Genomic DNA, 24,823 nt, shown 5'->3' on the forward strand with positions numbered 1-24,823 from the left:
TTTCGGTCTGCGAGAAATGCCCACTCATGGAAGCATGCATACAAGGATAGACGCAAGCTTAGATGCAAGTAGGGATACAAGCTTGGATGCAAAGAGTCCTCGCGCAGGCCAGAATGGGTGCATGCCGAAGCCTCAGCCTGCCGCCGACCTCGTCTACACCCGTCTGCGCGACCGCCTTCTCGACGGTGACCTCTCCGGTGGGGAACTGCTCTCGGAAGGCGTGGTCGCTGCGGAACTGGGCGTTTCCCGCACCCCAGTTCGCGAGGCCTTTCTGCGCCTGGAGGCCCAGGGTTTCCTGCGGCTCTACCCCAAGCGCGGTGCGATGGTCGTCCCGGTCACCCCCGGTGAAGCCCTGGCAGTGCTGCAGGCCCGCCTGCTGATGGAACTGTTCGCTCTGGACTCCCTGGCCGCCGGCCCCGCGGACGTCGTCCGCGCCACCGGCACCGAGCTGCTGGCCCTGGCCAACCGCGAAGCCGACGCGGACGGGGGCCCCTCGTCCCGCCAGGCCCTGGAGACCGCACGTGATTTCCATGCCTGCCTGATGCGAGCCGGGGGCAACGCGGTCCTCGCCGCCTCCCACGCGGCCCTGTGGGACCAGCAGATCCGCGTCAGCGCCGCCTCGACGACGCAGCCCGCGCACGTCATGGAGGACGTCGAGGAACACAGCGCGCTGGCACGCACCCTGGCCGAGGGTGACCCCGGGAGCGCTCGCGAGTCGCTGATCGACCACATCGCCGCCGTCGCCCGGCGCATCGGTCTGGCGAACGGGCCGAGCCTGCCCGGCACAGGAAGCCACGGTCGGCGATGACTGCCGCGGGCGGGTACTACGAGCGGAGTGCCCATGTCCCGGGGAGCTGGTAGCAGACACGGCGGTGTCCCGCGTGGCGGTGATGCCGCACCACCACGCGGGACCGGTCGCCGGATCAAGGACGATCGCTCCGGTCGGCCCGTCAGTTCACGGCGAACTGACTGAAGCTCGCCGTACCGGGGCTTCCGCCGTGGGCCGTGAAGAACACGCCGGCGTCCTCGCTACTGTTCGCTCCGGTCAGCGTTGCCGTGCCGACGGTGGTCCAGGTGGTGCCGTTGGCCGAATAGGAGCCGGTGACCGAGGTGCCGCTGCGGACCAGGCGGAGCCAGACGGGGGCGATGGCGGCGCTTCCGGTCTTGGTGGTGTTGGTGTCGAGGTAGCCGTCGCTGTTGGAGTCCCACTGCAGGGAGACTCCCTTCCCGGGGGTGGCGGCCAGGATGACATAGCCGGTGGACGAGGCGGTGCCGGTGATGTCGTTGCGCAGCATCAGGCCGGCCTTGCCCCAGTCATTGGTCTTGTCCTGGCTGTCGACGTGCACGATCACGGTCGACGACGTTCCCGCCGCGCCTGGCTGGTAGGCCGACGAGTAGTCGTCGTCGCGGGTCGTTCCCGCGGCCCACGTGTCGATGCCCGCGTTGGTCAGGGACGTCACCCCCTGCGTCTGGCCCACGGCGGCCGGGACGGAACTGTAGGCCTTGAAGGGGGTGGTGACGATGCGCAGGTTGCTGAAGGCCGCGCTGCCGACGGTGGTGCCGTGGGCGGTGTGGATGAGGCCGGCGTCCTGCGTGGCGGCCATGGACGGGAGGGTGACGGCCGAGCCGACCTGCGTGAAGGTGGCGCCGTCGGTGGAGTAGAAGGCGGACACCTGGGTGGCGGTGCGGGTGAGCCGTACCCAGACCGGTGCCTTGACCGTGGAGGCCGTGCATGTCATCTGGTCGAGATAGCCGTCGGCGGTGGAGTCCCATTGGAAGCAGACGCCGTGGCTGGGGGTCGCCACCGCTACGGCGTAGCCGGGGGAGGAACCGCTGCCGGTGAGGCTGTTGCGCAGGACGACACCGGCCTTGGCCCAGCCGTTGGAGTTGTCCACGTTGTCCACCCGGGTGGTCACCGAGGTGCCGTCGACGGCGGCGCTCGGCAGGTAGACGGTTCCGTAGGCGTCGTCGTGCTGTCCGCCGGCGCCCCAGATGTCGGCTCCCGCGTCGGTGATGGTGAAGCGGCCGCCGCTCTGGCCGGTGAAGGCGGGGGTGGAGGAATAGACACTGTAGGGGGCGGTGACCGGGTCGGTGGTCAGGGGACGGTAGAGGGGCTGGATGCCGGCGTTGTCCATCACCGTCCGGGCGCCGGACGGCCAGTTGCCGTCGGCGACGACGACGGTGCCGCTCACCACGTTCCCGCGACTGCCGTTGGTGATGTTGGTGGAGTTGTTGCTCGTCCAGTTGTCCGTGAGCGTCAGGGCGCCGGTGTTGTTGGTGGAGCTGCCGTTCTGGTTGGCCCAGCGGCCGGTGTCCCGGAAGACGTTGTTGGTGTCCGTGAAGTTCCGGGATCCTTCGTCGTGGTAGAAGCCCATGTAGTTGTTGTTGGTATGGCAGTAGTTGCGCTCGAAGGTGCTGCCGGGTGACGCCGACAGGGTGTACATGCAACCGCCGTCGTTCATCTGCTGCATGATGTCGTGGATGTAGTTGTCCGTGACGTGGTTGTTCGCGGCTGTGGTCGCAGTGGTGTAGACGGGCTGGTAGTCGTACAGGCCGCGGTTGGCGTAGTCCTGACTGCCACCCGGGTCGTTGGTGCCCCAGCCGTAGCCGATGGTCATGCCGGAGTAGGGCAGGTTGTACACCTCGTTGTGCGACACGGTGGCGCCACTCACGTAAGTGAGCAGGATGGACGACATGTCCCGGTAGTCCAGTGCCACATCGTGGATCAGGTTGTTGCTCAAGGTGATGTTCTGGTTGGTCATCCGGCTGTCACTGGGGTGGTGCGCGTCCGCCTGGAGCCCTCCGACGACGATGCCGCCGCCCGCGTCCTGGGTGAAGACGTTTCCGGTGGCGGTGACGGTGTCGGCGCCGAGTCCCACGCCGGTCGCGTGCGCGTTGGCGTCGTTGCCGATGCCGAGGCCGACCTGTCCGAGCTGGGTGAACCGGTTGCCGGTGAAGGTGATGTGGTCGGCGGCCGAGACCTGCACGGCCGCCGGCATCTGGTCCCAGTGGGGGCGGGTCGCCTCGAAGAGCGGGCAGCCGCTCTGGCATGAGGTCAACGCGTCCGACGGGCGGTCCCAGGTGCCGCTGAGGTAGGCGCCGGTCTGCTGGCTGGCGTAGCCGTCGGTGCCGGGCCGCAGCCAGCTGGTACCCGAGAACTGCAGCCCGGAGAAGGTGATGTGGGTGGCGGGAGAGCCATAGCTTCCCCCGACGTCGATGAGCGACTGCAGCTCCGGCACCTCGACGTCGGCGGTGCTCATGTCCTGCCCCGGCAGCGGCTTGTAGTAAAGGGTCCCGCTGCCGGTGTCGAGGTACCACTCACCGGCCGTGTCGAGGAACTCGTAGGCGTTCTCGATGTAGAGAGGGCCCGCCCGGAAGGGACTCGTCAGGGTGTCGTAGCCGAAGGTGTTATCGTCCCAGGACGGCTGGCCCATGGTGATGGTGCCGTTGCTGATGCCGGACACCGGGGCGTAGCGATCGGTGAAGGATCCGATGCCGTGGATCTCGGTCCGGCTCGGGTTCGCGAGGCTGTTGAGGTAGCTCAGCGCGCTGCTGGTGAACGTGTAACCGCTGGTGGTCGCGGTCAGGTCGGAGCGGTTGAGCGAGGCGCGGGCCCTCGTCGCCAGCATGCCGTTGACGTACAGCTGCCGGGTGTCGAAGCCGGTGCCGACACTCGCCTGCCAGATGTTCTTGGCCGAGTCGTGGAGGGTCCAGCCGGTCGCCTGCTGTGCGCCGGTGATCACGGGATGGGCGCCCAGCGCGGCTTTCCAGGTCACCGTATAGCCACCTGTGCCGGAGTCCGCCGAGGTGAAGGTCAGCGGTGCGGAGAGCCGGTAGGTGCCGTCGGCGAGCTCGACGGTGATGTCGCTCGTCATCGAATTGTTGATGGCCCGGACGTTGGTCTCGGCCTGGGTGAGGGAGCAGGGCTGGCCGGCGGAGCAGGCGGTACCGGTGCCGTTCGGAGCCACGTAGAGCGTCGTGGTGGCGGCGAACGCGGGTACGGCCTGGGCGAGGACGGCCCCGGCCGATGCGGTGAGCAGCGCGAGTGCGGCCAGACATGGTCTGAGCCGGTCAAGCAGTGCGGGGCGGAGGCGGGTTGGGCGCATCTGGCACCTTCCGGTTGTGCAAGGGAGTCACGCGCGGGGCGCCCCGGTCATGGGGTGACAGCCCGGCGATGATTTCGGAGGTGATACGGCGACGTAACGTTAGTCGTCATACGTATGTCGTCAAGATGTGCGACAGAAATAGGTCCGCGCCCAAAAAGGAACCCGCCCCCGGCCTGACGGCTCGGGGGCGGGTTGAGGTCGAGTGCACCCAGAAGGTCGAGTGCGCTCAGGGGGTGGCACCTGGCTGCGGTGCACGGCGGCGGCGCCACGCGGCCTCAATATGCGCCGTCATGGCGTCTGCAGCACCTTGCGGATCGCGCGCCAGAAGGCGCTCGGCCACCTGACGGTGTTCGGCATTGGCCTGCTCACAGGCATGAACGTCGGGAGTGCCGGTGTACAGGAACGTGCCGCGTGCCTGAGTGTGGACGGTCCGGATGATGGAGCGGCCCAGCCTGTTCCGGGACGCCTGCATGATCCGGTCGTGGAAGGCCACGTCGGTCTCGACGAAGCGGGCCGGAGTGGCGGCCTCCTCGTCCAGCTGACTGAGCAGCCGCTCCACCGCCCGGAGGTCGTCGTCGGTGGCGAGTTCGGCGGCCTGAGCCGCCATCTGGGCCTCCAACGCCGAGCGCACACCGACGAGTTGGTCGAGTACGACGAGTTCGTCGTCGTGCTGGACGGTGGCGGCCAGGACGACGGGATCCAGGAGATTCCACTCCTCGGACTGGGTGACCGTGGTGCCCGAGCCCTGCCGGGCCCGGACCAGCCCCTTGGCCTCCAGCGACTTGACGGCCTCGCGGATGGTGATGCGGCTGACGCCGAACGTCTCGCACAGTTCGGGTTCGACCGGCAGAGCGGAGCCCGGCGGGAGTGCGCCCGACACGATGGCGTCGGTGAGGGACTCGACGACGGCGTGAGCCAGCCGAGCAGGACGCTTGGGCCAGGGTTTGAGCGCCGGCGGATCCCCGACGCCACTTCTGCCGCTCTTCGCCATGTGGCCCCCTTCTGGTGTGAACGACCGCGAGTCTACTGCGCCGAACACCTTGACAGCATTCGTATGACGACTTACGTTACACGAAAATTTCGCAGCAGCAGCTGCCGTCGCAAGGGGCAACACCGTGCGCATTGCCGATGTGGAGAGCTATCCCGTCCGGGTTCCAGGAGCCAGTCCGCCGTTCGTCTGGCGTGACGGTCTGCTGGGCAGCCCACCGGACGGCGAGGCCGCGGTGCTGCGCATAGTCACCGACGAAGGGAACGAGGGGGTGGCGATGGCCCCCCGCCGGGGCAGCGCAGTCATCCTGGCGGACCTGCTGGACCGCTTCCTGCGCAAGGAACTCGTGGGGCAGGACCCGCTGCAGAGGGAATGGCTCTGGCACCGCATGTGGGAACTGGACCGCACCGAGGAACTGCCCCTCTACCTGCTCGGTCTCGTCGACATCGCACTGTGGGACCTGGCGGGCAGGCTTGCCGACCGGCCGACCTGGCAGGTGCTGGGCGGTTTCCGCACCGCGATACCGGCCTACGCCTCCACCGTCACCTACTCCTCGGTGGAGGAGTACCTGGACATCGCCGACCAGGCCCTGGAACTCGGATACCCCGCCATCAAGCTCCACGCCTGGGGCGACGCACGCCGCGACGCCCGGCTGTCGACAGCCCTCCGGGAACACGTGGGGGATGCCGTCCCCCTGATGTTCGACGCGTCCGCCGGATTCGACCTCCCCGACGCGATCCACCTCGGGCACGCCCTGTCCGACGCCGGTTACCTCTGGTACGAGGAACCGATCCGGGAGTTCAGCATCACCGCGTACAAGCGCCTCGCCGACGCGGTGGCAGTGCCCCTCCTGGTCGCCGAGACCTCCGACGGGGCCCACATGAACTCCGCCGACTTCATCCAGGCCGGCGCCGCCACCTTCGGCGTCCGCGCCTCCACCCAGCTGCGCGGCGGCTTCACCGGCGCCATGCGCACCGCCCACCTGGCCGACGCCTACCGGCTGCGCGCCGAGGTGCACGGGCCGGAGATCCCCAACCGGCACCTGTGCATGGCCATCTCCAACACCACCTACTACGAGTCCCTGGTCATGGGCAATCCCATCAGCCGGGAGAGCGGCATCGACGCCCACGGACTCGTCCACGCCCCCACCGGGCCGGGCGTGGCCCTGCCCGCCGGCCTGGACTACCCTCCCACCCTTCAACGATTTGTCGACAAGGATACTTTTACGCCGCCGAAGGCCTGATCGACCACCAAGCCCCCGCTCCCGATTCCTCCGTACCCGTTCCCTCCACGCCTTCGGTACGACATCCCTCCACGCCTCCCCTATCCGGCGCCTCCGCCGACATCCCGTGGACATCTCCACTGACACGCAGACATGAGGTCAGTCATGAACAGCGACGTTCCCGTCACCTCCCGCCGCCAGGTCAGACGCGCAGCCGGCGCGGCCCTGGGCGCCGTCTCTCTGCTCGCGCTCGCCGCGTGCGGGAACGCCGACCCCGCTCCTGCGGCGAGTTCCTCCCCCGCGGCCTTCAAGCCCGCCACCCAGCAGGCCGGCAGTGAGATCACCGTCTGGGCGGACGCCGCCCGGGTCCCCGGCGTGCAGGCCTACCAGAAGGCGCACCCGGACGTGAAGATGAAGATCGTCACGTACAGCGGGGACGCGAACGGCGCCAACGATCTGCAGACCAAGGTCCAGCTGTTCGACCGCACCGGGAGCGGCTGGCCCGACGTCGCCTTCAGCGCCAACGTCAACGACGGCAGCTGGGCCTCCCAGGGCAAGACCCCCTACGCCGCGCCCGTCGACAAGGGGCTGATCCCCGAGTCCACACTGAGCGGCTTCGCCGACGGCGCGCTGAACCCCTGCACCTTCAACGGCGCAACCTACTGCCTGCGCAACGACCTGGCCCAGAACGTGCTCTGGTACAACAAATCCCTCATGGACAAGTTCGGGTACTCCGTCCCGACCACCTGGGAGCAGTACCAGGCCCTCGGTGCGAAGGTCGCCAAGGAGCACCCCGGCTACCTGGTCGGAACCGCCGGGGACGCGTGGACGCCCGAGGTGTACTTCTGGGCCAGCCAGTGCCCCGCCAGCACCACGACCGGCGCCAAGAAGGTCGCCGTGAGCCTGCAGGACCCCAAGTGCACCCGGATGGCGAAACTGCTCGACGACCTGATCGCCAAGGGCTCGGTCTCCAAGGACACCGTCTTCAGCGCCGGCTTCATCAAGAACAAGGCGAGCAAGGTCCTCATGCTCCCCGGCCCCTCCTGGTACGGGCAGGTGCTGTTCAACTCCACCTTCAAGATCCCCAAGAGCCGGATCGCCGCCGCCGCACCGTTGAAGTTCGAGGGTGACGCCAAGAACTACACCGGCAACGTCGGCGGTGGCCTGTGGTTCATCTCCTCCCACAGCAAGAACCTCAAGGCAGCCTCCGACCTGGTCAGCTGGATGACGACCTCCGACGACTACCAGGCCACCGCCGGCACCTATCCCGCGTACAAGCCGGCCGCCGACGCCTGGCTCGTCAACCAGCGGAAGACCGGCTACTTCGCCAAGGACATCAGCCCCGTCTTCCAGCAGGCCGCGGAGCTCATCTGGCCCGGCTGGTCCGCCACCCAGTACAGCCAGGAGGCGATCTACTCCTCCACCGTGATCCCCGCCCTGAACTCCGGCAAGACCCTCACCGACACCCTGGGCACCTGGCAGACGGCCATCACGGACAAGGCCAAGTCCCTCGGATACACCGTCAACTAGCGAAGCGGACCGATGACCACCCACCTCGCGAACGAGCGCAGCGGCCGCCGAAGCGGCCGCTCCGCCCGGAACCCGGCAAGACGCGCCGGCTACGTCTTCGTCTCCGGCTACGTCCTGCTCCTGCTCGCATTCGGCGTCCTGCCCACCGGCTACGCGGTGTGGCTGGCGCTGTCCAACTCCCGCAACCAGCTCGTCGGGATCGGCAACTTCACCCGCACGTTCGCCGACTACCGCTTCGCACCGGCCTTCCTGCACATCGGCCTGTACCTGCTCGTCTGGCTGAGCAGTCTGATGTTCCTGGTGGTGCTGCTCTCCCTGATGCTGCACGGCCGTATGCGCAGGGCCTCCTCCACCCTGCGGTTCCTGTTCTATCTGCCGGGTGCCCTCGCCGGCGTGGCGAGCGTGCTGCTCTGGCTGATCCTGCTCGACCCGGCGGCCAGCCCCGTCGGATGGCTGCTGAAAGACTTCGGCTGGAACACGCTCGCCCAGGTGAACGCGCCCGGCCACCTGCCGGTGCTCTTCACAGTGATCGCCTTCTGGACCGGGGCCGGCGGCTGGATCGTGGTCATGTACGGCGCGCTCAACAACATCCCGGACGAGGTCCTGGAGGCCGCCCGCATCGACGGAGCCGGCACCCTCCAGATCGCCCTGCGCATCCAGATCCCCATGGTCACCAAGTGGATCGCGTACATGCTGATCCTGGCCTTCGCCGCCGGTACCCAGCTCTTCGTCGAACCTCAGCTGGTCTCCGTGGCCAGCTGGGGCATGATCCCCGACAGCTGGTCACCCAACCAGCTGTCCTACCAGTACGCCTTCCAGGCGGGCGACTTCAACGGCGCGGCGGCGCTCTCCGTCGACCTCCTCATCCTGGGCCTCGCCTGCGCGGCGCTCGTCGTCTTCCGTACCGGCCTGTTCGACAGGGACGAATGATGACCACAGCTCCCACGACCACCGTCCGCCGCACTCAGCCGCCCCACACCGCCGGCGCCCGTACCAGCCCGAGGAAACCCCTGCGCCGGATCCGCCGCCCCAGCTCGCCGGCCGCCCGGCTGGCCTGGCTCATCGTCATGGGCCTGTTCCTGCTCTTCTTCTGCGTGCCGGTGGCGTGGCTCCTGCTGGCCCCGACCAAGACCGACAGCCAGATCGTGCGGGACAACCCGTTCTCCTTCGGGTCTCTCGGTTCGATCGCCGACGCCTGGCATCACCTCTACGCCTTCCAGGACGGCGCCATCCTCACCTGGCTGCAGAACTCTGCGGTCTACACGTTCGGTGCGCTGGTCGTCACCCTCGTGACCTCGATCCCCGCCGGGTACGCGCTGGCCCTCACCCAGTTCATCGGGCGACGGACGCTGCTCACGATCACCATGCTCGTGATGCTCATGCCGACGGCCGCGATGGTGCTGCCCCTCTACCTGGAGATCAACGCCGTACACCTGGACGGCACGATCTGGTCGGTGATCCTGCCCTTCTCCTTCTTCCCGTTCGGGGTGTACCTCACCTACATCTACTTCTCCTCCAACGTCCCCGCCGACCTGCTGGCCGCCGCGCGGATCGACGGCTGCTCGGAGTGGCAGGTCTTCCGTCTCGTCGCGATGCCGCTGGCCAAGCCGGTGATCGCCCTGGTCGGCTTCTTCAACTTCGTCGGCAACTGGAACAACTTCTTCCTGCCGTTCGTGATGCTGCCCGACAGCTCCCGGTATCCGGCCCAGGTCGGGCTGAACAACCTGCTCGCCGCCTCGCCGCTGTTCAACACCTCCAGCGGCACGGGAAACCAGATCCTGCGACCCGAACTGGCCCTGGCCACCCTCATCACCATCGTGCCGGTCCTGATCGTCTTCCTCTTCTCCCAACGAGCCCTGGTGTCCGGCATGCTCGCCGGCGCGACCAAGGAGTGACGGCATGGCAGCGCCCCTCCGCATCGGCTCCGTCATCCGGCTGCGCCCGGACAGGACCGAGGAATACCTCGCACTGCACCGTGCCGTCCCGGCCCCCGTGCTCGCGGCACTACGCCGAGCACACATCACGAACTACTCGATCTTCCTCCGGGACGACACCCTGTTCGCGTACTACGAGTACACGGGTGAGGACTACGCCTCGGACATGGCCGCCATCGCCGCGGACCCGGACACCCAGCGGTGGTGGACTCTCACCGACCCCTGCCAGCTGCCCCTGGCCAGCGCTGCGGAAGGCGAACGCTGGGCCGAGGCGCAAGAGGTCTTCCATCTTGACTGAGCGGCACGGCAGCGACCCGGGCCATCGCCCGGCCCAACCCGACGACCGGCCAGAGCCGGCTGGTGCAATCCCTGAAAGAGAAAACTTCCCCATGAAGCTGATGAGGTACGGAGACGTCGGACACGAGGTCCCGGCCGTCCTGATAGCCGACGTCGACGGCGGGGAGCGGGTGCTCGACCTCTCTCCGGTGACCCGCGACATCGACCGGGGCTTCTGGGAGGCCGGTGGTCTGCGTTTGGTACGCGACGCCCTTGACCGGGGCCTCCGGGAACTGCCGGTCTCCGGTGTGCGCGTCGGGGCCCCGGTGGCCCGCCCGGGAAAGGTGGTGTGCATCGGGCTGAACTACCGCGACCACGCCGAGGAGACGGGTGCCGCCATCCCCGCACGCCCGGTGGTGTTCATGAAGGATCCCGGCACGGTGGTCGGTCCCTACGACACGGTGCCGATTCCGCGCGGTTCGACGAAGACCGACTGGGAGGTCGAACTCGCCGTCGTCATCGGCCGGCGCACCCACTACCTCGCCTCACCCGACACAGCGCTGGAGTACGTGGCCGGCTACGCGATCAGCAACGACGTGTCCGAGCGGGAGTTCCAGCTGGAGTACTCGTCGCAGTGGGACCTGGGCAAGTCCTGCGAGGGCTTCAACCCCCTGGGACCGGTCCTGGTCCCGGCGGACGACGTGCCGGACCCGCAGTCCCTGGGCCTGCGCCTGCGCGTGGACGGGGTACAGCGACAGAACGGCCACACCAAGCAGATGATCTTCGACGTGCCCCACGTGATCTGGTACCTGAGCCAGTACATGGTCCTGGAGCCCGGCGACGTGATCAACACCGGGACACCCGCGGGCGTCGCCCTGGGGCTGTCCGATGCCCCGTATCTGCGACCGGGCCAGGTCGTCGAGTTGGAGATCGACGGCCTGGGCAGCCAGCGTCAGACCTTCACCGCGGCAAGGGAGGCGACGGCATGAGCGGGCTGAAGGGCCTGCGGGCCGTCGTCACCGGCGGCGCTTCGGGTATTGGCGCCGCCACCGCTCGTCTCCTCGCCGACGGCGGGGCCGAAGTCTGCGTCCTGGACCTCGACCCCGGGGGAATCACCGAACCGATGCACGGCTGCCGGGCCGACGTCGGCGACGACGACTCCGTCCGCGGCGCGATCCAGGCGGCCGTCACCGCCATGGGCGGCCTGGACATCCTGGTCAACAACGCCGGCCGGGGAGCCGTCGGCACCGTGGAAGACAACCCCGACGCACTGTGGCACGCGGTCCTGGACGTCAACGTCCTGGGCATCGTCCGTACCACCCGGGCCGCCCTGCCACATCTGCGCGCCTCCCGCCACGCCGCCGTCGTCAACGTGTGCTCCATCGCCGCCACCGCAGGACTGCCCCAGCGCGCCCTGTACTCGGCGAGCAAGGGGGCCGTGCTCTCCCTCACTCTGGCCATGGCCGCCGACCACATCCGCGAAGGCATCCGCGTCAACTGCGTCAACCCCGGCACCGTGGACACCCCTTGGGTCTCCCGTCTGCTCGACGCGGCAGACGACCCCGCAGCCGAACGCGCCGCCCTCAACGCCCGTCAACCACACGGCAGGCTCGTGTCCCCCGAGGAGGTCGCGGCAGCCATCGTCTATCTCGCCGGCCCGCTCGCGGGCTCCACCACCGGCACGGCCCTGGCCGTCGACGGCGGGATGGCGGGCCTGCGGCTGCGCCCCGTCGCAAGCTGACCCCCACCCCTGCAACAGACTGCCCGGCCCCGACCAGGGCGAGCACCGTCCGAGCGTACGAGGCCGAAGACTCCCCCCGTCGGCCCGGTCGGGCCCCACCCAAGAGAGGCAACCCCCCACTTCATGCGCACGACGACGCTAGGACGCAGCACCGTGACCGTCACAGAGCTGGCCTTCGGGGCGGCGGCGATCGGCAACCTGTTCACCGCGGTCGGCGACAAGGAGGCAGCGGCGGCGGTCGAAGCGGCCTGGGACAACGGCATTCGCACCTTCGACACCGCGCCGCACTACGGTCTCGGCCTCTCGGAACGCCGTCTCGGCGAGGCCCTGCGCGCCAAGCCCCGCGAACAGTTCACCCTCTCCACCAAGGTCGGACGGCTGCTGCGTCCCACTTCACCAGGGGGTGACGACAGCGCCAACGGATTCGCCGTCCCCGCCACGCACCGCCGCGTCTGGGACTTCAGCGCCCGCGGCGTGCGCGCCAGTCTGGAGGAGAGCCTCACCCGCCTCGGCCTGGACCGCGTCGACATCGTCTACCTCCACGACCCCGACGACCACGAGGACGAGGCGTTCGGCAGCGCCTATCCGGAGCTGGAGCGGATGCGCGCCGAGGGCATCGTCGGAGCGATCGGCGCCGGCATGAACCAGACCAGGATGCTGGAGCGGTTCATTCGCGACACCGATGTGGACGTCGTGCTCCTGGCCGGCCGCTACAGCCTGCTCGACCAGACAGGCCTGAGCACGGTGCTTCCCCAAGCCGCCGACCGAGGCCTCTCCGTCATCGTCGGCGGCGTCTTCAACTCCGGACTCCTCGCCGACCCACGCCCGGAGGCGACCTTCGACTACCGGCCTCCCGACCCGGCCGTCCTCGATCGTGCCCTCGCCCTCAAAGCGGTCTGCGAGCAGCACGGCACCCCCCTGCGAGCGGCTGCCCTGCAGTTTCCGCTCGGCCATCCCACCGTCGCCGGCGTCCTGGTCGGCGCCCGCACTGCGGAAGAGGCCGGGGACGCGGCCCGCATGATCCAGCACCCCGTCCCCGCGGAGCTCTGGCGCACCCTGCGCCTGAGCGGGCTCCTCCCCTGGGACGCCCCGCTGCCCGCAGACTCGGGAGCCGCGACATGACACAGATCGTAGACGCCCACCACCACCTCTGGGACCTGGCCGTCCGTGACCAGGACTGGACCAGGGAGGAGGCCCTGCGGCCGCTTCGCCGCTCGTTCCTGCTCTCCGACTTCCAGCGGCAGGCCCATGCCGCAGGTGTGACCAAGACCGTGGTGGTGCAGACCGTCACCGTCGCCGAGGAGACCCCCGAACTCCTGACCCTGTGCGCGGGCAGCGACCTCGTCGCGGGCGTCGTCGGCTGGACGGACCTGATTGCTGCCGACGTCGCAGACCGACTCCATGCGCTCAAAGAGGGTCACGGAGGCACACATCTCGTCGGTATCCGGCACCAGGTCCAGTCCGAGCCCGACCCCGACTGGCTCCTGCGCCCCGCCGTGCAGCACGGGCTGAGGACGGTCCAGGATGCGGGCCTGGTGTACGACCTGGTCATCACCCCGTGGCAACTGCCCGCCGCGATCCGGGCCGCCGCCGCCCTTCCGGACCTCGTCTTCGTCCTCGACCACCTGGCCAAGCCCCCCGTCGCCACCGGCCAGGTCGACCCGTGGGCCCGGCACCTGAGGGAACTGGCCCGGTTGCCCAATGTCGTCGCCAAGCTCTCGGGACTGGTCACGGAGGCCGACTGGAGCAGATGGACGCCCCAGGACCTGCAACCGTTCATGGACATCGCCCTGGAGGCCTTCGGCGTCGACCGGCTGATGTTCGGCTCCGACTGGCCGGTCTGCACGCTCGCCGCCGACTACGACGACGTCCTCTCCAGTGCCCGGGCTCTCACCAGCGACCTCTCCGCCGATGAGCGCACCGCTCTCTTTGCCGCGACGGCCACACGCGTCTACCGAATCTGAACCAGCCCGTCACGGACAACTCGACACGATCTTCAACACGTCAGCTCCGGTTGAGAGGGCGCAGTGCCGAGTGGGAGGCAGGCAGACGAGATCAGGAACTCGAGCGACTGCATCCGCGGCTTCACCCACCCTGGCCCCTCGTCCCGTCCGGCCGAACCGATCGGCCCGAAGAAACCTGATGAGCCTATGTCAGCGCATCGCCCGGGAGATCTCCGCCCAACTCGTCCTTGCCGTTCCCGGTGTGCCGGTGGCCCAGCTCTCGCGCAGCTGGGCGACCGACGTGAGGCTGCGTCCGCCCTCGTGGCAGACGCGGGCCCGGCGCTGCTGCGGGCTGGTGTCGCTCGCGTCGGAGACCTCGCAGATCAGGTTGCGGTCCAGCACAAGGTCCAACTGGATGGGCGGTTCGCCGTAGCGGATGGCGTTGGTGAGCAGTTCGCTGACCACCGGTTCCGACGCGAACCCCGGGCGAGCCGGCCCGGGTCGGCCGCGATTTCGCACTCTCCCTTGGCAGGCACCCCGCCGGACTCCCGCGTGCAGGCCGATGCCGCCCGCTCCCACGAGGGCCGCCCGCACCGTCTCGCCGCAAGAACCCGCTTCGACGGTCTGCGCGGTGACCGGCGCGCCCGGTTCGACCTCCACTCCCTCGCCGTCGGGCTGGACGCGGTAGTCACGCACCGTCTCGTGTGCGTGGCCGCGGCGGCGATCTCAGCTGTCAAGGACCCGCCTGATGTGGTCGTCCGCAGCCGACTCGAACGACCGGATCTTGTTGAGCAGATCTCTGAGCTGCTGCTGCTCCTCGGCGGAGAGCTTGAAGATCGGCGATCGCTCGAACAGTTGGGCGAGTATCTCGTGGTACAGCGCGTCACCTCGCTCGGTGAGCCGCAGGACGCGCCGACGGCCGTCCGTGGGATGGGGCAGGCGTTGCACCAGCCCCATCGAGACCAGCCGGTCGGCCAGCAGGGAGACGTTCGACGGGTCGTAGTTCAGCTTGGCCGCCAGTTCGCGCATCGACATGTCCGTGCTCGGCTGGAGGACCCACAGCATCGTGATCATGGGTTCGGTGAGCTCGGTCCCCCGGAGCGTGAGTTCCGTCTGCCGCCGGACCAGGTCCGAGGCGGAGACCACCAACCGCAGCAGGCTCACTCGCTCGGCCTCCTGGTCAGCTTCCGATCGCATCGCGGGTCCTCCCGTCCGCACCCAAACAAATTATTGACTTCATTGAATCACTCATGCTTATGTTGGACAACTCATTGAGGAACTCATTGATTGGATCCCTGAGATGGATGGGCATGCCGAGACGGCGCCGACCGGCGCCACCGTAGGGAAGGCCGCGTCGTCCGCGGCGAGCACGCAGTCCATACCCGACCGGCGTCGCTGGTGGGTCCTGGCGGTGATGTCACTGGCGCAGCTGATCATCGCGCTCGACGTCACGGTGGTGAACGTCGCGCTGCCCGAGGCCCAGCGGGCGCTGGGCTTCTCCGACTCCTCGCGCCAGTGGGCCATCACCGCCTACGCGCTGACGTTCGGCAGCCTCCTGCTGATCGGCGGCCGCATCTCCGACACGCTCGGGCGGCGCCGGACCCTGCTGGTCGGCCTGGCCGTGTTCGGGATCGGGTCCGCGCTCGGCGGGGCGGCCGGCAACTTCGGCGTACTGGCAGCGGCCCGCGCAGTGCAGGGCGTCGGCGGCGCACTGCTGGCGCCGGCGGCCCTGGGCACCGTCCAGGCGACCTTCACCCGCGCGACCGAGCGCGCACGCGCCTTCAGCGTCTTCGGGACGGTCGCAGGGCTGGGAGCCGCCGTGGGCCTGCTCGTCGGCGGCCTGCTGACCGAACATCTGAACTGGCGCTGGACGATGTACGTCAACCTCGTACTGTCGGTGGTCGCGGTCGTGGGCACGCTGCTGACCGTCAGGCCCGACCGGCCTGCGTCGCGGGCGCGGATCGACGTGCTGGGCACGCTGATGGTCACCAGTGGCCTGTTCGCGCTCGTGTTCGGTTTCAGTCGTGCCGAGGTCGTCGGTTGGTCGGGCACCGCCACCTGGTCGAGCCTCTCCGCGAGCGCGGTCCTGCTGGTCGCGTTCATCGGCTGGCAGGCACGGGCGAGTGCACCGCTGATGCCGCTGCGGATCTTCGCCGACCGCAACCGTGCCGCCTCGCTGCTCGCACTGCTGCTGGTGAACACGGGAGTGTTCTCAGCGTTCCTGTTCCTCACCTACTACTTGCAGGTCACGCTCCACTACACCCCCGTCCAGACCGGGCTGGCCTTCCTGCCGCTGATCGGCGGCACTCTCGCCGGCTCCGTCCTCGCGCTGAGCGTGTTCCCGCGCTTCATCGGCCCCCGTGTCAGCATCCCGGCGGGCATGCTGCTGGCCGCCGGGAACCTGCTGTGGCTCACCCGGCTGGATGCCGACAGCGGCTATGCGCAGAGCATCCTGCCTGCACTGGTGCTGCTCGGCGTCGGCGTGGGCATGATCTTCCCGACAGCCACCAACCTGGGAACCAGCGGCGTGCAGGAGAGCGACCACGGCGTCGCCGGAGCGCTGGTGAACACCACGCAGCAGGTCGGCGGCTCGATCGGCATCGCACTGCTGAGCACGCTCAGCGCCTCTGCCGCCGGCAACTACATCGCCTCGCACGGCACCGGCGCCGCGGCGCTCCAGAACGCGGCCCTGCACGGCTACTCGGTGGCCTACGCCGTCGCGGCCGGCATCTTCGCCGGCGGAGCGCTGCTCAGCGCGCTTCTCTTCCGCAACGGAATCCCCGAGGAGATCCGCAGCGGTGAGGCCCCGGTCGTCCTCTGACCTTCCGAGCACCACAGATCTCCCCCAGCACCAGAGCTTCCTGTACCTGACAAGGAGAACCAGTCATGCACGCCACGAACGCTCTCGAGACCCTCAAGCCCGAGGCCTGGGCCGCCACGTCGTTGGAGAAGCGGCTGAAGCTGCTCGACCAGATCCAGCGCAACATGGCCCAGTACGCCGATCAACTCGCCGAGGCCGACGGCACGATGAAGGACGGTCTTGTCGAACAGCACGTGTTCTCCGCAGGCCTGAACCTGAACTCCACCGTCGGTCTGATCGGCGGAACCATCGCCGCCACCGTCGACCTGTACCAGTCGATCCTGCGCGGCAAGCCCCTGACCGCCAAGCAGATCACCGCGGTCGGCGACGGGACCTACGACGTCGAGGTCTACCCCCAGACCCGCAAGGACGGGATGACCGCCGGCCGGCAGCGCGGGCACCTGCGGGTCAAGGGCGAACCGCGTCAGGTGGACCCCCGCGAGGGAGCTCCCGGAGTCATCGCCGTGCTGGGAGCCGGGAACTACAGCGCTTCCACCGAGACGGTCAAGGCGCTGTTCTGGGACAACAAGGCGGTGATCCACAAGCCACACCCGCTCAACGCCGCCAGTGACGCCGTCTGGCAGAAGGTCTTCGCACCACTGGTCGAGATCGGGGCACTGGCGTACTGCGACGCCGATCAGGGCAGTCAGCTCACGCAGCTGCCCGGGCTCACCGCGATCTACTTCACCGGCAGCGCGGCATCAGCCCAGGCGATCATGGCGGCCACCGACACCCCCGTCGTCGCCGAGTGCGGCGGTAACAACCCGTGCATCGTCGTGCCGGGCGACCGGCCTTGGACCGACAAGGAGATCGTCCACCAGGCCCAGCAGTACGTGTCCCTCGCGAAGATCAACGGAGGGGCCGTGTGCGGGCGCGCCCAGACCCTGGTCACCTCCAAGCACTGGCCTCAGCGCGAGCAGTTCCTCGACGCCATACGCAAGGCGTTCGTCGAGGAGACCCCCGCGATCAGCAGCTACTACCCCGGCAGCGGCGCCGCCAAGGAGCGTTTCGCCGCCCAGTATCCGGATGCCGAGGTACTCGTTCCCGAGCACGGCAGACAGGCGGCAAGCGACGGGCTGTTGATCGTCGGAGCCGAACCGGACGGCTTCGCCGCGGCGAACGAGGCCTTCTGCCAGGTCATCGCCGAAATCGCGCTCGACGCGCCCGCGGATGCGGAGGAGTTCCTCGCTCAGGCGGTCACGTACTGCAACAACCGGCTGCTCGGTTCGCTCGCGTGCATGATCGTCATCGACGAGGACACCAAGAAGGCCCACCAGGCGGCGCTGGACACCGCGATCGACGACCTGCGGTACGGAGCCATCGCCGTCAACACCATCCCCGCACTGCTCTTCACCAACCCCTACCTGATCTGGGGCGGCGCCGACCGCGACGGCGAAGTCGTGTCGGGCCACGGCAACTTCGGCAACCTGCTCGGCTACGCGAACGTGCAGAAGGCAGTCCTCTACGACCAGTTCGTGTCGATGACCCACTTCCTCTACACCAAGAAGGCGCCGTTCGACCGGCTCATGGCCGCGAACGCCCGCTACACGACCCGCCCGACCTGGCTCAACCTGACCAGGATGATCGGGTCCGCCACCCGCGCGAACATGGCCCGGAAGGACTTCTGACGGCGGCCCGACGCCTCACGCCACAGCCTCTGCCGCTTGTGGCGCAGCCGGTGACCGTTCCCGCCTGCGCCCGTACATCGCGGCAGCACCTCGACCATCCACACCAGCCCGACAAACCCACGGAGAACACTGATGTCCAAGACATGGATCATCACCGGCGCCGGTCGCGGATTCGGCCGCGAGTTCGCCCTCGCCGCCCTCAACCGCGGCGACCGCGTCGCCGCCACGGCACGCGACACCGCCGCGCTGGACGACCTCGTCAAGGAGTTCGGCGACGCGATCGTGCCGCTCCAGCTCGACGTGACCGACCGCGAACAGGCGTTCAGCGTGGTCCAGGAGGCCCACAGCCGTCTCGGCCGCATCGACGTCGTCGTCAACAACGCCGGATACGGTCTGTTCGGCGCCGTCGAGGAGATCAGCGTCGCGCAGCTGCGCGACCAGCTCGAGGTCAACCTCTTCGGCGTGCTGAACGTCACCCAGGCGGTCCTGCCCATCCTGCGCGAACAGGGATCCGGACACATCGTCCAGATCTCCACCTTCGGTGGCGTCGCGGCCTTCCCCCTGCTCGGCGGCTACCACGCGTCCAAGTGGGCACTGGAGGGCCTGACCGAATCCCTGGCCCAGGAAGTCGCCGGCCAGGGCATCAACGTGACACTCGTCGAGCCCGGCGGATTCGCCACCGACTGGGCGGGCAACAGCGCCGTCTGGGCCGAGACACAGTCCGCGTACGACCCGCTGCGCGCCGCGATGGCAGAACAGCGCGACAACCTTCCCGCCGGCATGATCGGAGACCCGAAGGCCGCCGGACCCGCCCTGCTCAAGATCGTCGACGCCGAACAGCCGCCGCTGCGCGTCTTCTTCGGAACCTTCCCCACCCAACTCGTGCCCGACCTCTACAAGTCCCGCCTCGACACCTGGGAGGCATGGAAGCACGTCTCACTCGAAGCCAACGGCAGCGGCGTGACGATCACCTCCGCACAGGTCGCCGGCCACTGACAAGCCCGCTGCCTCACGCAGCACCCGGCTACAAGAAGAAGACGGATCCTGCCCCGCCCTCTGAAGGGCGGGGCAGCCATTGGTACGGCGCGTGAGCGTCAGCCCCGCCGCCTGACCCGCCTGCCGGGCCACGACACCGGCCACCCCCAGATACATCTGGTCGCTGGTCGCCATCGCCGGCAGCAAGAACGCCAACCCACGGGTGCCGAACCCGCCGGCCAGTACCCGCTCCGTCTCCATCGCGGTCTCGCTGTTGCCGTCCCCCGGCGTCGCGGTCACCAGCCTGATTCCGCCCCGGCGCCCCTCACCCCTCTCCTCGCCCACCGCCGCAGCCAGTTCCTCCGCCACCGACCGCTGCAGCGCATTGGGCTCCCTCTCGATCCCATACACCTCGGCAAAGCCCCCGTACTCAAGGTCCACCGGCAACAGACCCGCCTCCCGGACCAGACCTCCGCGTCCACGCACGACTGCGCGAAGTGCCCGTCCAAAAACGTATCCAGCGCCCGCTGCCTGGCGAGAAGATAGTGTTCCTGGCCGACGCGGGGGTGTTCCCTCGACGCCATCCATCAGGGTGTTGGAGTCGTACCCGCCGAAGTGGGAGTGTTCCGACGGCGGCGACGTGCTCGGCGCGGGTGAGGTAGTGGTCCCCGCTGACACTGGAGTGTTCCGGTGACGATGCCGCCCTCGTCATCGCCCGTGGCCCTGTCCCTGCAGTGAGCCAGCACCATCCCAAGATCATGGAGCGACACGCAAATTGGATGGAAGCGGCTGCCAACGGCTTTCGTCCCAACCCTCGGCAGCAACGGCCTGTGATCATCGGACTCACCGGAGCCACTTCGCTAGCACGCTCCACCGACCCCCGCTTGGGGCCATTCCCTCGGGAGAATCTGGGGAGTATGAGCGGCGCTGGGGAGCACGTGGGGAGAATCGACTGCGTAACGGGGCACGAGCGTGGAAGGCCCGGAAAGACGGATCAGCCCAGGCCAGAGACGTTCCCAGCAACATCGCCGCAGGTCAGCGCCACCAGGTAGACGACTTCAAGAAGATCTCTTCGTCCTCCCGGCTTCGCGCATCACGCCCCGTCTTGAGCGAGGCCCTCTCCGGCTCCGGCTTCGCCCAGTTCACGACCAAGATCCGGACCATACGCGGGCCAGAGCCCGCCATCCCCGCTTCAAAGCTCGCATTCGTGCTGGTCAGAGCCATGTACGGCGTGTACCACCAGCAGACAAAGAATCTTCTGAACACTCCCTGCAAGTAGAGGATTAAATTGAGCCTAACCACCGCCAATTAGCTGACAATTTTCTTTCTCGGCCCCGATCTCGTAGGAAACAAGGGAGGCGACACTCGGAACCAAGTGCCGCTGGGAGCTTGGCTCTCTGCGGCGGACGTCGAGCAGACGGCAGCCCCCTTCCCCCCTCACGGAGCAAAACTTGCCGTCATCCAACCTCGGCTCCCTCTCCGACCTCCCCCGCTTCCAGCCGACCACGCACCCGCGCAGCCAACTCCCTCGATCTCCCAGCCCCGACGTGTAGTTCCTTGCGCAACGTCTCCGCCGAAGCCGACCGCTGACGCAGCTCCCGGTGCTGGAGATCGAGCTTCCGCGCTCGCGCCAGCAGCGGATCCTCGTCCAGTTCCGCCCCGCCCGCATCCGCCCCATCCCGGTCAAGCCACCACTCTGCCCCGCCCGGATGACGACCACCCATCCGGTGGACCAGTAGCTCCACCGACAACAACAAGGCCACCAGCACCGACCGCCACTCCAGCTGCGGCGCCGCGGCGACATTCGCAGCCAAGGAGACGGCGATACCCAGCAAGAACGCCGCCCAGATCGCCCACTTGGCGCGACGGCCGACACCGCTCTCCTGCTTCAGCAGACCCAGCGTGGGCAACAGCAGCAGCCCGTCCACCGACAGCGGCCACAGCGACGCACTCACCCGGTCCGCTCCGCCCTACAGAGCGAACGACCGCTGGTGAACATATGACGCATAAGCCGCAACTCCTGCCACAACCAGCGCACACAGGGGCCGCACCCACGCCTCCACGTCGAGGACCCGGCGAGCGTTTTGGCGCTCGCCGGGGCCCTCACGCCTGGTCACCCCGCCCTCCCGCCCGTTGCACATCCGTTGCACATTTCCGCGGGAAATCCCGGGAAATCGAGGGAACTCGCGGGAACTACTGACGGGTCATCAAAACGTTTGCCCAGGTCAGCATCGGTGCAGGTCAGGCCCAGGATGCCACCGGAACGAACGAACTGTCCTGGCGGAACAGGTCGGTGCCGTCCGAGATGGTCACGCGGAGTTGGTAGTTGTAGTGGCGCAGGTAGTAACCGGGGTAGTTGTACGACTCGAAGCGGACCGAGCCGGTGGTCGTGCCCGTGCGGGCGATGAACGTGGCGTCTTCGGCGAACGTCGTCGTGCCGTCGTTGGCGTCGAAGCGGCCCCGGAAGTCGTAGTGACGCAGGTAGTTGCCGGAGGCGTCGCGGAAGGAGTAGCCGTTGGAGTCGGCGAGGCCCGCGACCACCGTGAAGGTGGCCGCCTGCTTGTCGGCGGTGGCGCTGGAGCTTGTCACCACCGGGAGGTTGAGAAGGGAGGACACCTCCTCCCAGTACCTCGTCGTGTAGTTGACCGACTGGAAGGAGCGGGTCGCGTTCTTCGTCACCGAGGTGCCGCCCGACACCGTCTCCTTGATCACCGTGAAGTGCCGGGCCGTGCCGGAGAGCGTGGCCAGGGTGGTGGGAGTGCTCCAGGTCGCGAACGTGTCGTAGCTGTCGCTGTAGTAGTAGTTGCCGTCGCCGTAGCCGTCGAAGAAGATCCGCCAGCCGCCGTTGTCGAGCTGGATCACCGACGGGCCCTCGCGATAGCTGCCCCAGCCCGCCCAGTCACCGGTCCTGGAGATCGTGTAGGGGCCCTTGAGGCTGGACGCCGTGCCGTACTCGATGTACTTCGCCGTCTCGTTCTTCGTGAACGCGTGATAGGTCGAGCCGACCTTCACGATGTACGTGTCGATGTGGTTGGAGCCGATGCCGGAGAGGGCGGTCGGTGAGGTCCATGCCGTGAGGGCGGAGTTGGTCGCCGTCAGGACGTACGGGGTGAAGATCCACTCGTCGTCCGTCGTCGAGCAGGACACGATGACGTTGACGCTGCCGTCGCTGTCCACGAACCACTCGGGCGCCCAGGCCCGGGACAGGTCGGTGATGGGGATCGTGTAGTCGTACAGGAAGGTCCAGTTGACCCGGTCGGCGCTGCGGGCGAAGCCGATCGTGGTGCTCTCGTCCTCCCAGGTGTGGGTGGTGTAGGTGACGTAGTAGTAGCCGTCCGTGTGCTTGAAGATGCTGGCGTCGCGGATGCGGTTGCTGGGCGGGGTGTAGGCCGAGGACTGCAGGAGGCGGAAGTCCGTGGCGTCGTCGGACTGGTAGACGTTGACCGTGCCGTCGTCGCTGTTGAGGAACGGCACGATGGTGTAGCGGGTGGCGTAGCCGCTCGCGGGGGCGGCGGCGTCGGCCGTGCCGAGCAGCCCGGGCAGTTCGCCCAGGGCCAGGGCCGTCGCGGGCAGGGCGGCCAGCGCGCGCAGCAGGGTGCGGCGGGACGGGGTGGGGGGACGTGTGGTCACGGCGGCTCTCCGGGGGGCTCGTGCAGACGCGGACGCAGCGGCGCGTCCGGTATCTCGAACTGGGTTCGACAAGTCGCGCAGAAAGTAAGAGTCGCGGCAGGTTCACGTCAATGCTTTCTGCAGGACTGGGGCGCAGCTGGACGCCGGCTGTGCGAAACCTGTCCTTCGGGAGCCGGATCGACGTTACCCTCCGGTAAACGCTGTGCCCCGGAGGTGGGTCCCCGCATGCCGTACGACCGTTCCGCAGGCCTCGCCGAGTCCGTACGCGCCCTGGCCGCAGGTGAATCGACGTCCCGCCGGCTGGTGGAGGAGTGTCTCGCGCGCATCGAGGCCACCCAGGGCTCCCTCAACGCCTTCCGGATCGTGCGCCGTACGGCGGCCCTCGCCGAAGCGGACGCCGCCGACCGGGAGTTGGCCGCCGGAGTACGCCGGCCGCTGCTCGGGGTGCCGGTCGCGGTGAAGGACGACACGGACGTGGCCGGCGAGCCGACCGCCTTCGGCTGCCGGGGCGGGTTCCCGGCGGCGCCGGAGGACTCGGAGGCGGTACGGCGGCTGCGCGCGGCCGGGGCGGTGATCGTCGGCAAGACCAACACCTGTGAGCTGGGGCAGTGGCCGTTCACGGAAGGGCCGGCCTTCGGATCCACCCGCAACCCGTGGCAGCCGCGGCACACTCCGGGCGGGTCCTCGGGCGGGTCGGCGGCCGCCGTCGCGGCGGGTCTGGTGCCGGCCGCGCTCGGCTCGGACGGCGCCGGTTCGGTGCGGATCCCGGCCGCGTGGACCCACCTCGTCGGCATCAAGCCGCAGCGCGGCCGCATCTCCACCTGGCCGCGCGGCGAGTCGTTCCAGGGCATCACGGTCAACGGCACCCTGGCCCGCACGGTCGCCGACGCGGCCCTGCTGCTGGACGCGGCGAGCGGGAATCATCCGCAAGACCCGCATCAGCCACGGGAGTTGATCCTCACCGACGCGGTCGGCCGCGACCCCGGGCGGCTGCGCATCGCCCTCTCCCTCAAGCCGCCGTTCACCGCACTGCCCGCCCGCCTCCAGCCGGAGGTACGCGCCCGCATACTCGAACTCGCCGGAGAACTCGCCGCGTTGGGCCACACCGTCGAGGAGGCCGACCCGCCCTACGGCCAGATCGGGCTCACCTTCGTGCCGCGTGCCACGGTCGGGATCGCCGAACGCGTCCGCGAGGCACCGCACCCGGACCTCCTCGACCGGCGCACCCTGGAGGCGGCCCGCCTGGGCCGGCTGCTCGACGGGGCCCCGCTGCGGGCCGCCCGGCGCGCGGAGGCCACCCTGCGGGGCAGGATCGGCGCCTTCTTCACGTCGTACGACCTGATCCTCGCGCCGACCACCGCCGCTCCCCCGCCCCGCGTCGGCGCGCTGCTCGGGCTGGGTCAGTTCGCCACCGACCGGGCGATGATCGCCGCCTGCCCCTACGCCTGGCCGTGGAACGTGCTGGGGTGGCCGGGGGTGAACGTGCCCGCCGGGTTCACCGGGGACGGGCTGCCGGTGGGTGCCCAGTTGCTCGGACCGGCGGACAGCGAGCCGCTGCTGGTCTCCGTCGCCGCCCAGCTGGAAGCCCAGCTGCGCTGGCACGAGCTCTGGCCGCCGCATCCTGTGACCGCGGACTCCCCGGCCGCGTGAACACCGGTCGTGTGAACAGCGACAGGCGTGAACACCGGGCGCTTCTCTGCCGCTTGACCGGCCCGTAACCTCTGACCATGGACGATGCGTCGATGGTCGGGCTCATGGGTCGGGTCACCGGAACGGTCGGGCCCGGGCTCGTCGGCGAGGTGATCGTCCGGGTGCGCGGAGGCGCCGAGCACTTCCTCGCGTACGCCGCCGACGGCACCGGCCGCTTCGAGCGGGGAACGGTGGTCATGGTGGTCGAGTACCTGGCGCCGCGGACGGTCTACGTCACACCCGCGTACGAGAGTTGAGCACCCTCACCCCCAGGTGAGGGGCTTGTGCGTCAACATGGCAA

Annotated in this window: 22 protein-coding genes; 15 read left to right on the plus strand and 7 right to left on the minus strand. The window is 68.7% G+C overall.

Annotated features, from left to right (window positions below):
* The first annotated feature begins 121 nt into the window (after positions 1-121).
* Positions 122-808 carry a GntR family transcriptional regulator gene (locus ACFWPS_RS27365; RefSeq protein WP_383709032.1) on the plus strand — a complete coding sequence of 229 codons (687 nt, stop codon included), beginning with the start codon at positions 122-124 and terminating at the stop codon, positions 806-808.
* Positions 809-950: 142 nt separating this feature from the next.
* Here the strand turns inward: ACFWPS_RS27365 and ACFWPS_RS27370 are convergent, their stop codons facing one another.
* The gene (locus tag ACFWPS_RS27370; RefSeq protein WP_383709034.1) at positions 951-4,106 is read right to left on the minus strand and encodes a DUF1349 domain-containing protein; all 3,156 of its coding nucleotides are present in this window, start codon (positions 4,104-4,106) and stop codon (positions 951-953) included.
* A gap of 226 nt (positions 4,107-4,332) precedes the next feature.
* Positions 4,333-5,097, minus strand: coding sequence for a FadR/GntR family transcriptional regulator (locus ACFWPS_RS27375; protein ID WP_383709036.1), 765 nt, complete (start codon positions 5,095-5,097; stop codon positions 4,333-4,335).
* A 124-nt stretch (positions 5,098-5,221) separates the two neighbouring features.
* Here ACFWPS_RS27375 and ACFWPS_RS27380 point away from each other — a divergent pair, with 124 nt between their 5' ends.
* From ACFWPS_RS27380 to ACFWPS_RS27420, 9 genes are all read left to right on the plus strand, one after another.
* A complete protein-coding gene (locus ACFWPS_RS27380; RefSeq protein WP_383709038.1) occupies positions 5,222-6,337 on the plus strand; it encodes an enolase C-terminal domain-like protein in 1,116 nt (371 codons plus the stop codon).
* 144 nt (positions 6,338-6,481) lie between these two features.
* Positions 6,482-7,846 carry an ABC transporter substrate-binding protein gene (locus ACFWPS_RS27385; protein ID WP_383709040.1) on the plus strand — a complete coding sequence of 455 codons (1,365 nt, stop codon included), beginning with the start codon at positions 6,482-6,484 and terminating at the stop codon, positions 7,844-7,846.
* 12 nt (positions 7,847-7,858) lie between these two features.
* Positions 7,859-8,776: a carbohydrate ABC transporter permease gene (locus ACFWPS_RS27390; RefSeq protein WP_383709042.1), complete on the plus strand. Its 918-nt coding sequence runs from the start codon at positions 7,859-7,861 to the stop codon at positions 8,774-8,776.
* A gap of 137 nt (positions 8,777-8,913) precedes the next feature.
* A complete protein-coding gene (locus tag ACFWPS_RS27395) occupies positions 8,914-9,741 on the plus strand; it encodes a carbohydrate ABC transporter permease (protein ID WP_383709135.1) in 828 nt (275 codons plus the stop codon).
* A 4-nt stretch (positions 9,742-9,745) separates the two neighbouring features.
* On the plus strand, positions 9,746-10,078 hold the full coding sequence (locus tag ACFWPS_RS27400) for an L-rhamnose mutarotase (RefSeq protein ID WP_383709044.1): 333 nt from the start codon (positions 9,746-9,748) through the stop codon (positions 10,076-10,078).
* 91 nt (positions 10,079-10,169) lie between these two features.
* A complete protein-coding gene (locus ACFWPS_RS27405; protein ID WP_383709046.1) occupies positions 10,170-11,045 on the plus strand; it encodes a fumarylacetoacetate hydrolase family protein in 876 nt (291 codons plus the stop codon).
* Entirely contained in the window at positions 11,042-11,797 is a 756-nt protein-coding gene (locus tag ACFWPS_RS27410) for an SDR family NAD(P)-dependent oxidoreductase (protein WP_383709048.1), read from the plus strand. Before ACFWPS_RS27405 ends, ACFWPS_RS27410 begins: the two co-directional genes overlap by 4 nt.
* 123 nt (positions 11,798-11,920) lie before the next feature.
* Positions 11,921-12,919, plus strand: a complete 999-nt coding sequence (locus ACFWPS_RS27415) for an aldo/keto reductase (RefSeq protein ID WP_383709051.1) — start codon at positions 11,921-11,923, stop codon at positions 12,917-12,919.
* Positions 12,916-13,761 carry an amidohydrolase family protein gene (locus ACFWPS_RS27420; protein WP_383709054.1) on the plus strand — a complete coding sequence of 282 codons (846 nt, stop codon included), beginning with the start codon at positions 12,916-12,918 and terminating at the stop codon, positions 13,759-13,761. Before ACFWPS_RS27415 ends, ACFWPS_RS27420 begins: the two co-directional genes overlap by 4 nt.
* Positions 13,762-13,950: 189 nt before the next feature.
* On the opposite strand, the gene ACFWPS_RS27425 is transcribed toward ACFWPS_RS27420, so the two are convergent.
* Together ACFWPS_RS27425 and ACFWPS_RS27430 are read right to left on the minus strand one after the other, a co-directional pair.
* A complete protein-coding gene (locus ACFWPS_RS27425) occupies positions 13,951-14,436 on the minus strand; it encodes a hypothetical protein (protein ID WP_383709057.1) in 486 nt (161 codons plus the stop codon).
* A gap of 30 nt (positions 14,437-14,466) precedes the next feature.
* On the minus strand, positions 14,467-14,937 hold the full coding sequence (locus ACFWPS_RS27430; RefSeq protein ID WP_383709060.1) for a MarR family winged helix-turn-helix transcriptional regulator: 471 nt from the start codon (positions 14,935-14,937) through the stop codon (positions 14,467-14,469).
* Between the two features lie 103 nt (positions 14,938-15,040).
* Between ACFWPS_RS27430 and ACFWPS_RS27435 the strand changes: the two genes are divergently transcribed.
* From ACFWPS_RS27435 to ACFWPS_RS27445, 3 genes are all read left to right on the plus strand, one after another.
* Positions 15,041-16,561: an MFS transporter gene (locus ACFWPS_RS27435; RefSeq protein WP_383709062.1), complete on the plus strand. Its 1,521-nt coding sequence runs from the start codon at positions 15,041-15,043 to the stop codon at positions 16,559-16,561.
* A gap of 65 nt (positions 16,562-16,626) precedes the next feature.
* Positions 16,627-18,228, plus strand: coding sequence for an aldehyde dehydrogenase family protein (locus tag ACFWPS_RS27440; RefSeq protein WP_383709064.1), 1,602 nt, complete (start codon positions 16,627-16,629; stop codon positions 18,226-18,228).
* Between the two features lie 132 nt (positions 18,229-18,360).
* Positions 18,361-19,224, plus strand: a complete 864-nt coding sequence (locus ACFWPS_RS27445; protein WP_383709066.1) for an SDR family NAD(P)-dependent oxidoreductase — start codon at positions 18,361-18,363, stop codon at positions 19,222-19,224.
* Here ACFWPS_RS27445 and ACFWPS_RS27450 read toward each other — a convergent pair.
* From ACFWPS_RS27450 to ACFWPS_RS27460, 3 genes are all read right to left on the minus strand, one after another.
* On the minus strand, positions 19,165-19,644 hold the full coding sequence (locus ACFWPS_RS27450; protein ID WP_383709068.1) for a hypothetical protein: 480 nt from the start codon (positions 19,642-19,644) through the stop codon (positions 19,165-19,167). The two genes, ACFWPS_RS27445 and ACFWPS_RS27450, sit on opposite strands and share 60 nt — an antisense overlap.
* 1,016 nt (positions 19,645-20,660) lie before the next feature.
* Positions 20,661-21,158 (minus strand): hypothetical protein, encoded by a 498-nt coding sequence (locus tag ACFWPS_RS27455; protein WP_383709070.1) that lies wholly within the window; start codon positions 21,156-21,158, stop codon positions 20,661-20,663.
* Positions 21,159-21,444: 286 nt separating this feature from the next.
* On the minus strand, positions 21,445-22,833 hold the full coding sequence (locus ACFWPS_RS27460; RefSeq protein WP_383709072.1) for a glycoside hydrolase family 43 protein: 1,389 nt from the start codon (positions 22,831-22,833) through the stop codon (positions 21,445-21,447).
* 225 nt (positions 22,834-23,058) lie between these two features.
* Between ACFWPS_RS27460 and ACFWPS_RS27465 the strand changes: the two genes are divergently transcribed.
* The gene (locus ACFWPS_RS27465) at positions 23,059-24,483 is read left to right on the plus strand and encodes an amidase (protein WP_383709074.1); all 1,425 of its coding nucleotides are present in this window, start codon (positions 23,059-23,061) and stop codon (positions 24,481-24,483) included.
* A 77-nt stretch (positions 24,484-24,560) separates the two neighbouring features.
* Complete coding sequence (locus ACFWPS_RS27470; protein WP_217552801.1) at positions 24,561-24,779, plus strand: hypothetical protein; 219 nt, start codon at positions 24,561-24,563, stop codon at positions 24,777-24,779.
* Positions 24,780-24,823: the final 44 nt, after the last annotated feature.

The organism is Streptomyces sp. NPDC058457, from assembly GCF_042720695.1.
GTDB lineage: Bacteria > Actinomycetota > Actinomycetes > Streptomycetales > Streptomycetaceae > Streptomyces.

What these genes read in the sequence shown, in the direction of transcription:
- ACFWPS_RS27365 (WP_383709032.1), top strand. Translation starts at nt 122, where the DNA reads ATGCCGAAGCCTCAGCCTGCCGCCGACCTCGTCTACACCCGTCTGCGC.
- ACFWPS_RS27370 (WP_383709034.1), bottom strand. Translation starts at nt 4,106, where the DNA reads ATGCGCCCAACCCGCCTCCGCCCCGCACTGCTTGACCGGCTCAGACCA.
- ACFWPS_RS27375 (WP_383709036.1), bottom strand. Translation starts at nt 5,097, where the DNA reads ATGGCGAAGAGCGGCAGAAGTGGCGTCGGGGATCCGCCGGCGCTCAAA.
- ACFWPS_RS27385 (WP_383709040.1), top strand. Translation starts at nt 6,482, where the DNA reads ATGAACAGCGACGTTCCCGTCACCTCCCGCCGCCAGGTCAGACGCGCA.
- ACFWPS_RS27390 (WP_383709042.1), top strand. Translation starts at nt 7,859, where the DNA reads ATGACCACCCACCTCGCGAACGAGCGCAGCGGCCGCCGAAGCGGCCGC.
- ACFWPS_RS27395 (WP_383709135.1), top strand. Translation starts at nt 8,914, where the DNA reads ATGGGCCTGTTCCTGCTCTTCTTCTGCGTGCCGGTGGCGTGGCTCCTG.
- ACFWPS_RS27400 (WP_383709044.1), top strand. Translation starts at nt 9,746, where the DNA reads ATGGCAGCGCCCCTCCGCATCGGCTCCGTCATCCGGCTGCGCCCGGAC.
- ACFWPS_RS27405 (WP_383709046.1), top strand. Translation starts at nt 10,170, where the DNA reads ATGAAGCTGATGAGGTACGGAGACGTCGGACACGAGGTCCCGGCCGTC.
- ACFWPS_RS27410 (WP_383709048.1), top strand. Translation starts at nt 11,042, where the DNA reads ATGAGCGGGCTGAAGGGCCTGCGGGCCGTCGTCACCGGCGGCGCTTCG.
- ACFWPS_RS27415 (WP_383709051.1), top strand. Translation starts at nt 11,921, where the DNA reads ATGCGCACGACGACGCTAGGACGCAGCACCGTGACCGTCACAGAGCTG.
- ACFWPS_RS27420 (WP_383709054.1), top strand. Translation starts at nt 12,916, where the DNA reads ATGACACAGATCGTAGACGCCCACCACCACCTCTGGGACCTGGCCGTC.
- ACFWPS_RS27430 (WP_383709060.1), bottom strand. Translation starts at nt 14,937, where the DNA reads ATGCGATCGGAAGCTGACCAGGAGGCCGAGCGAGTGAGCCTGCTGCGG.
- ACFWPS_RS27435 (WP_383709062.1), top strand. Translation starts at nt 15,041, where the DNA reads ATGGATGGGCATGCCGAGACGGCGCCGACCGGCGCCACCGTAGGGAAG.
- ACFWPS_RS27440 (WP_383709064.1), top strand. Translation starts at nt 16,627, where the DNA reads ATGCACGCCACGAACGCTCTCGAGACCCTCAAGCCCGAGGCCTGGGCC.
- ACFWPS_RS27445 (WP_383709066.1), top strand. Translation starts at nt 18,361, where the DNA reads ATGTCCAAGACATGGATCATCACCGGCGCCGGTCGCGGATTCGGCCGC.
- ACFWPS_RS27465 (WP_383709074.1), top strand. Translation starts at nt 23,059, where the DNA reads ATGCCGTACGACCGTTCCGCAGGCCTCGCCGAGTCCGTACGCGCCCTG.
- ACFWPS_RS27470 (WP_217552801.1), top strand. Translation starts at nt 24,561, where the DNA reads ATGGACGATGCGTCGATGGTCGGGCTCATGGGTCGGGTCACCGGAACG.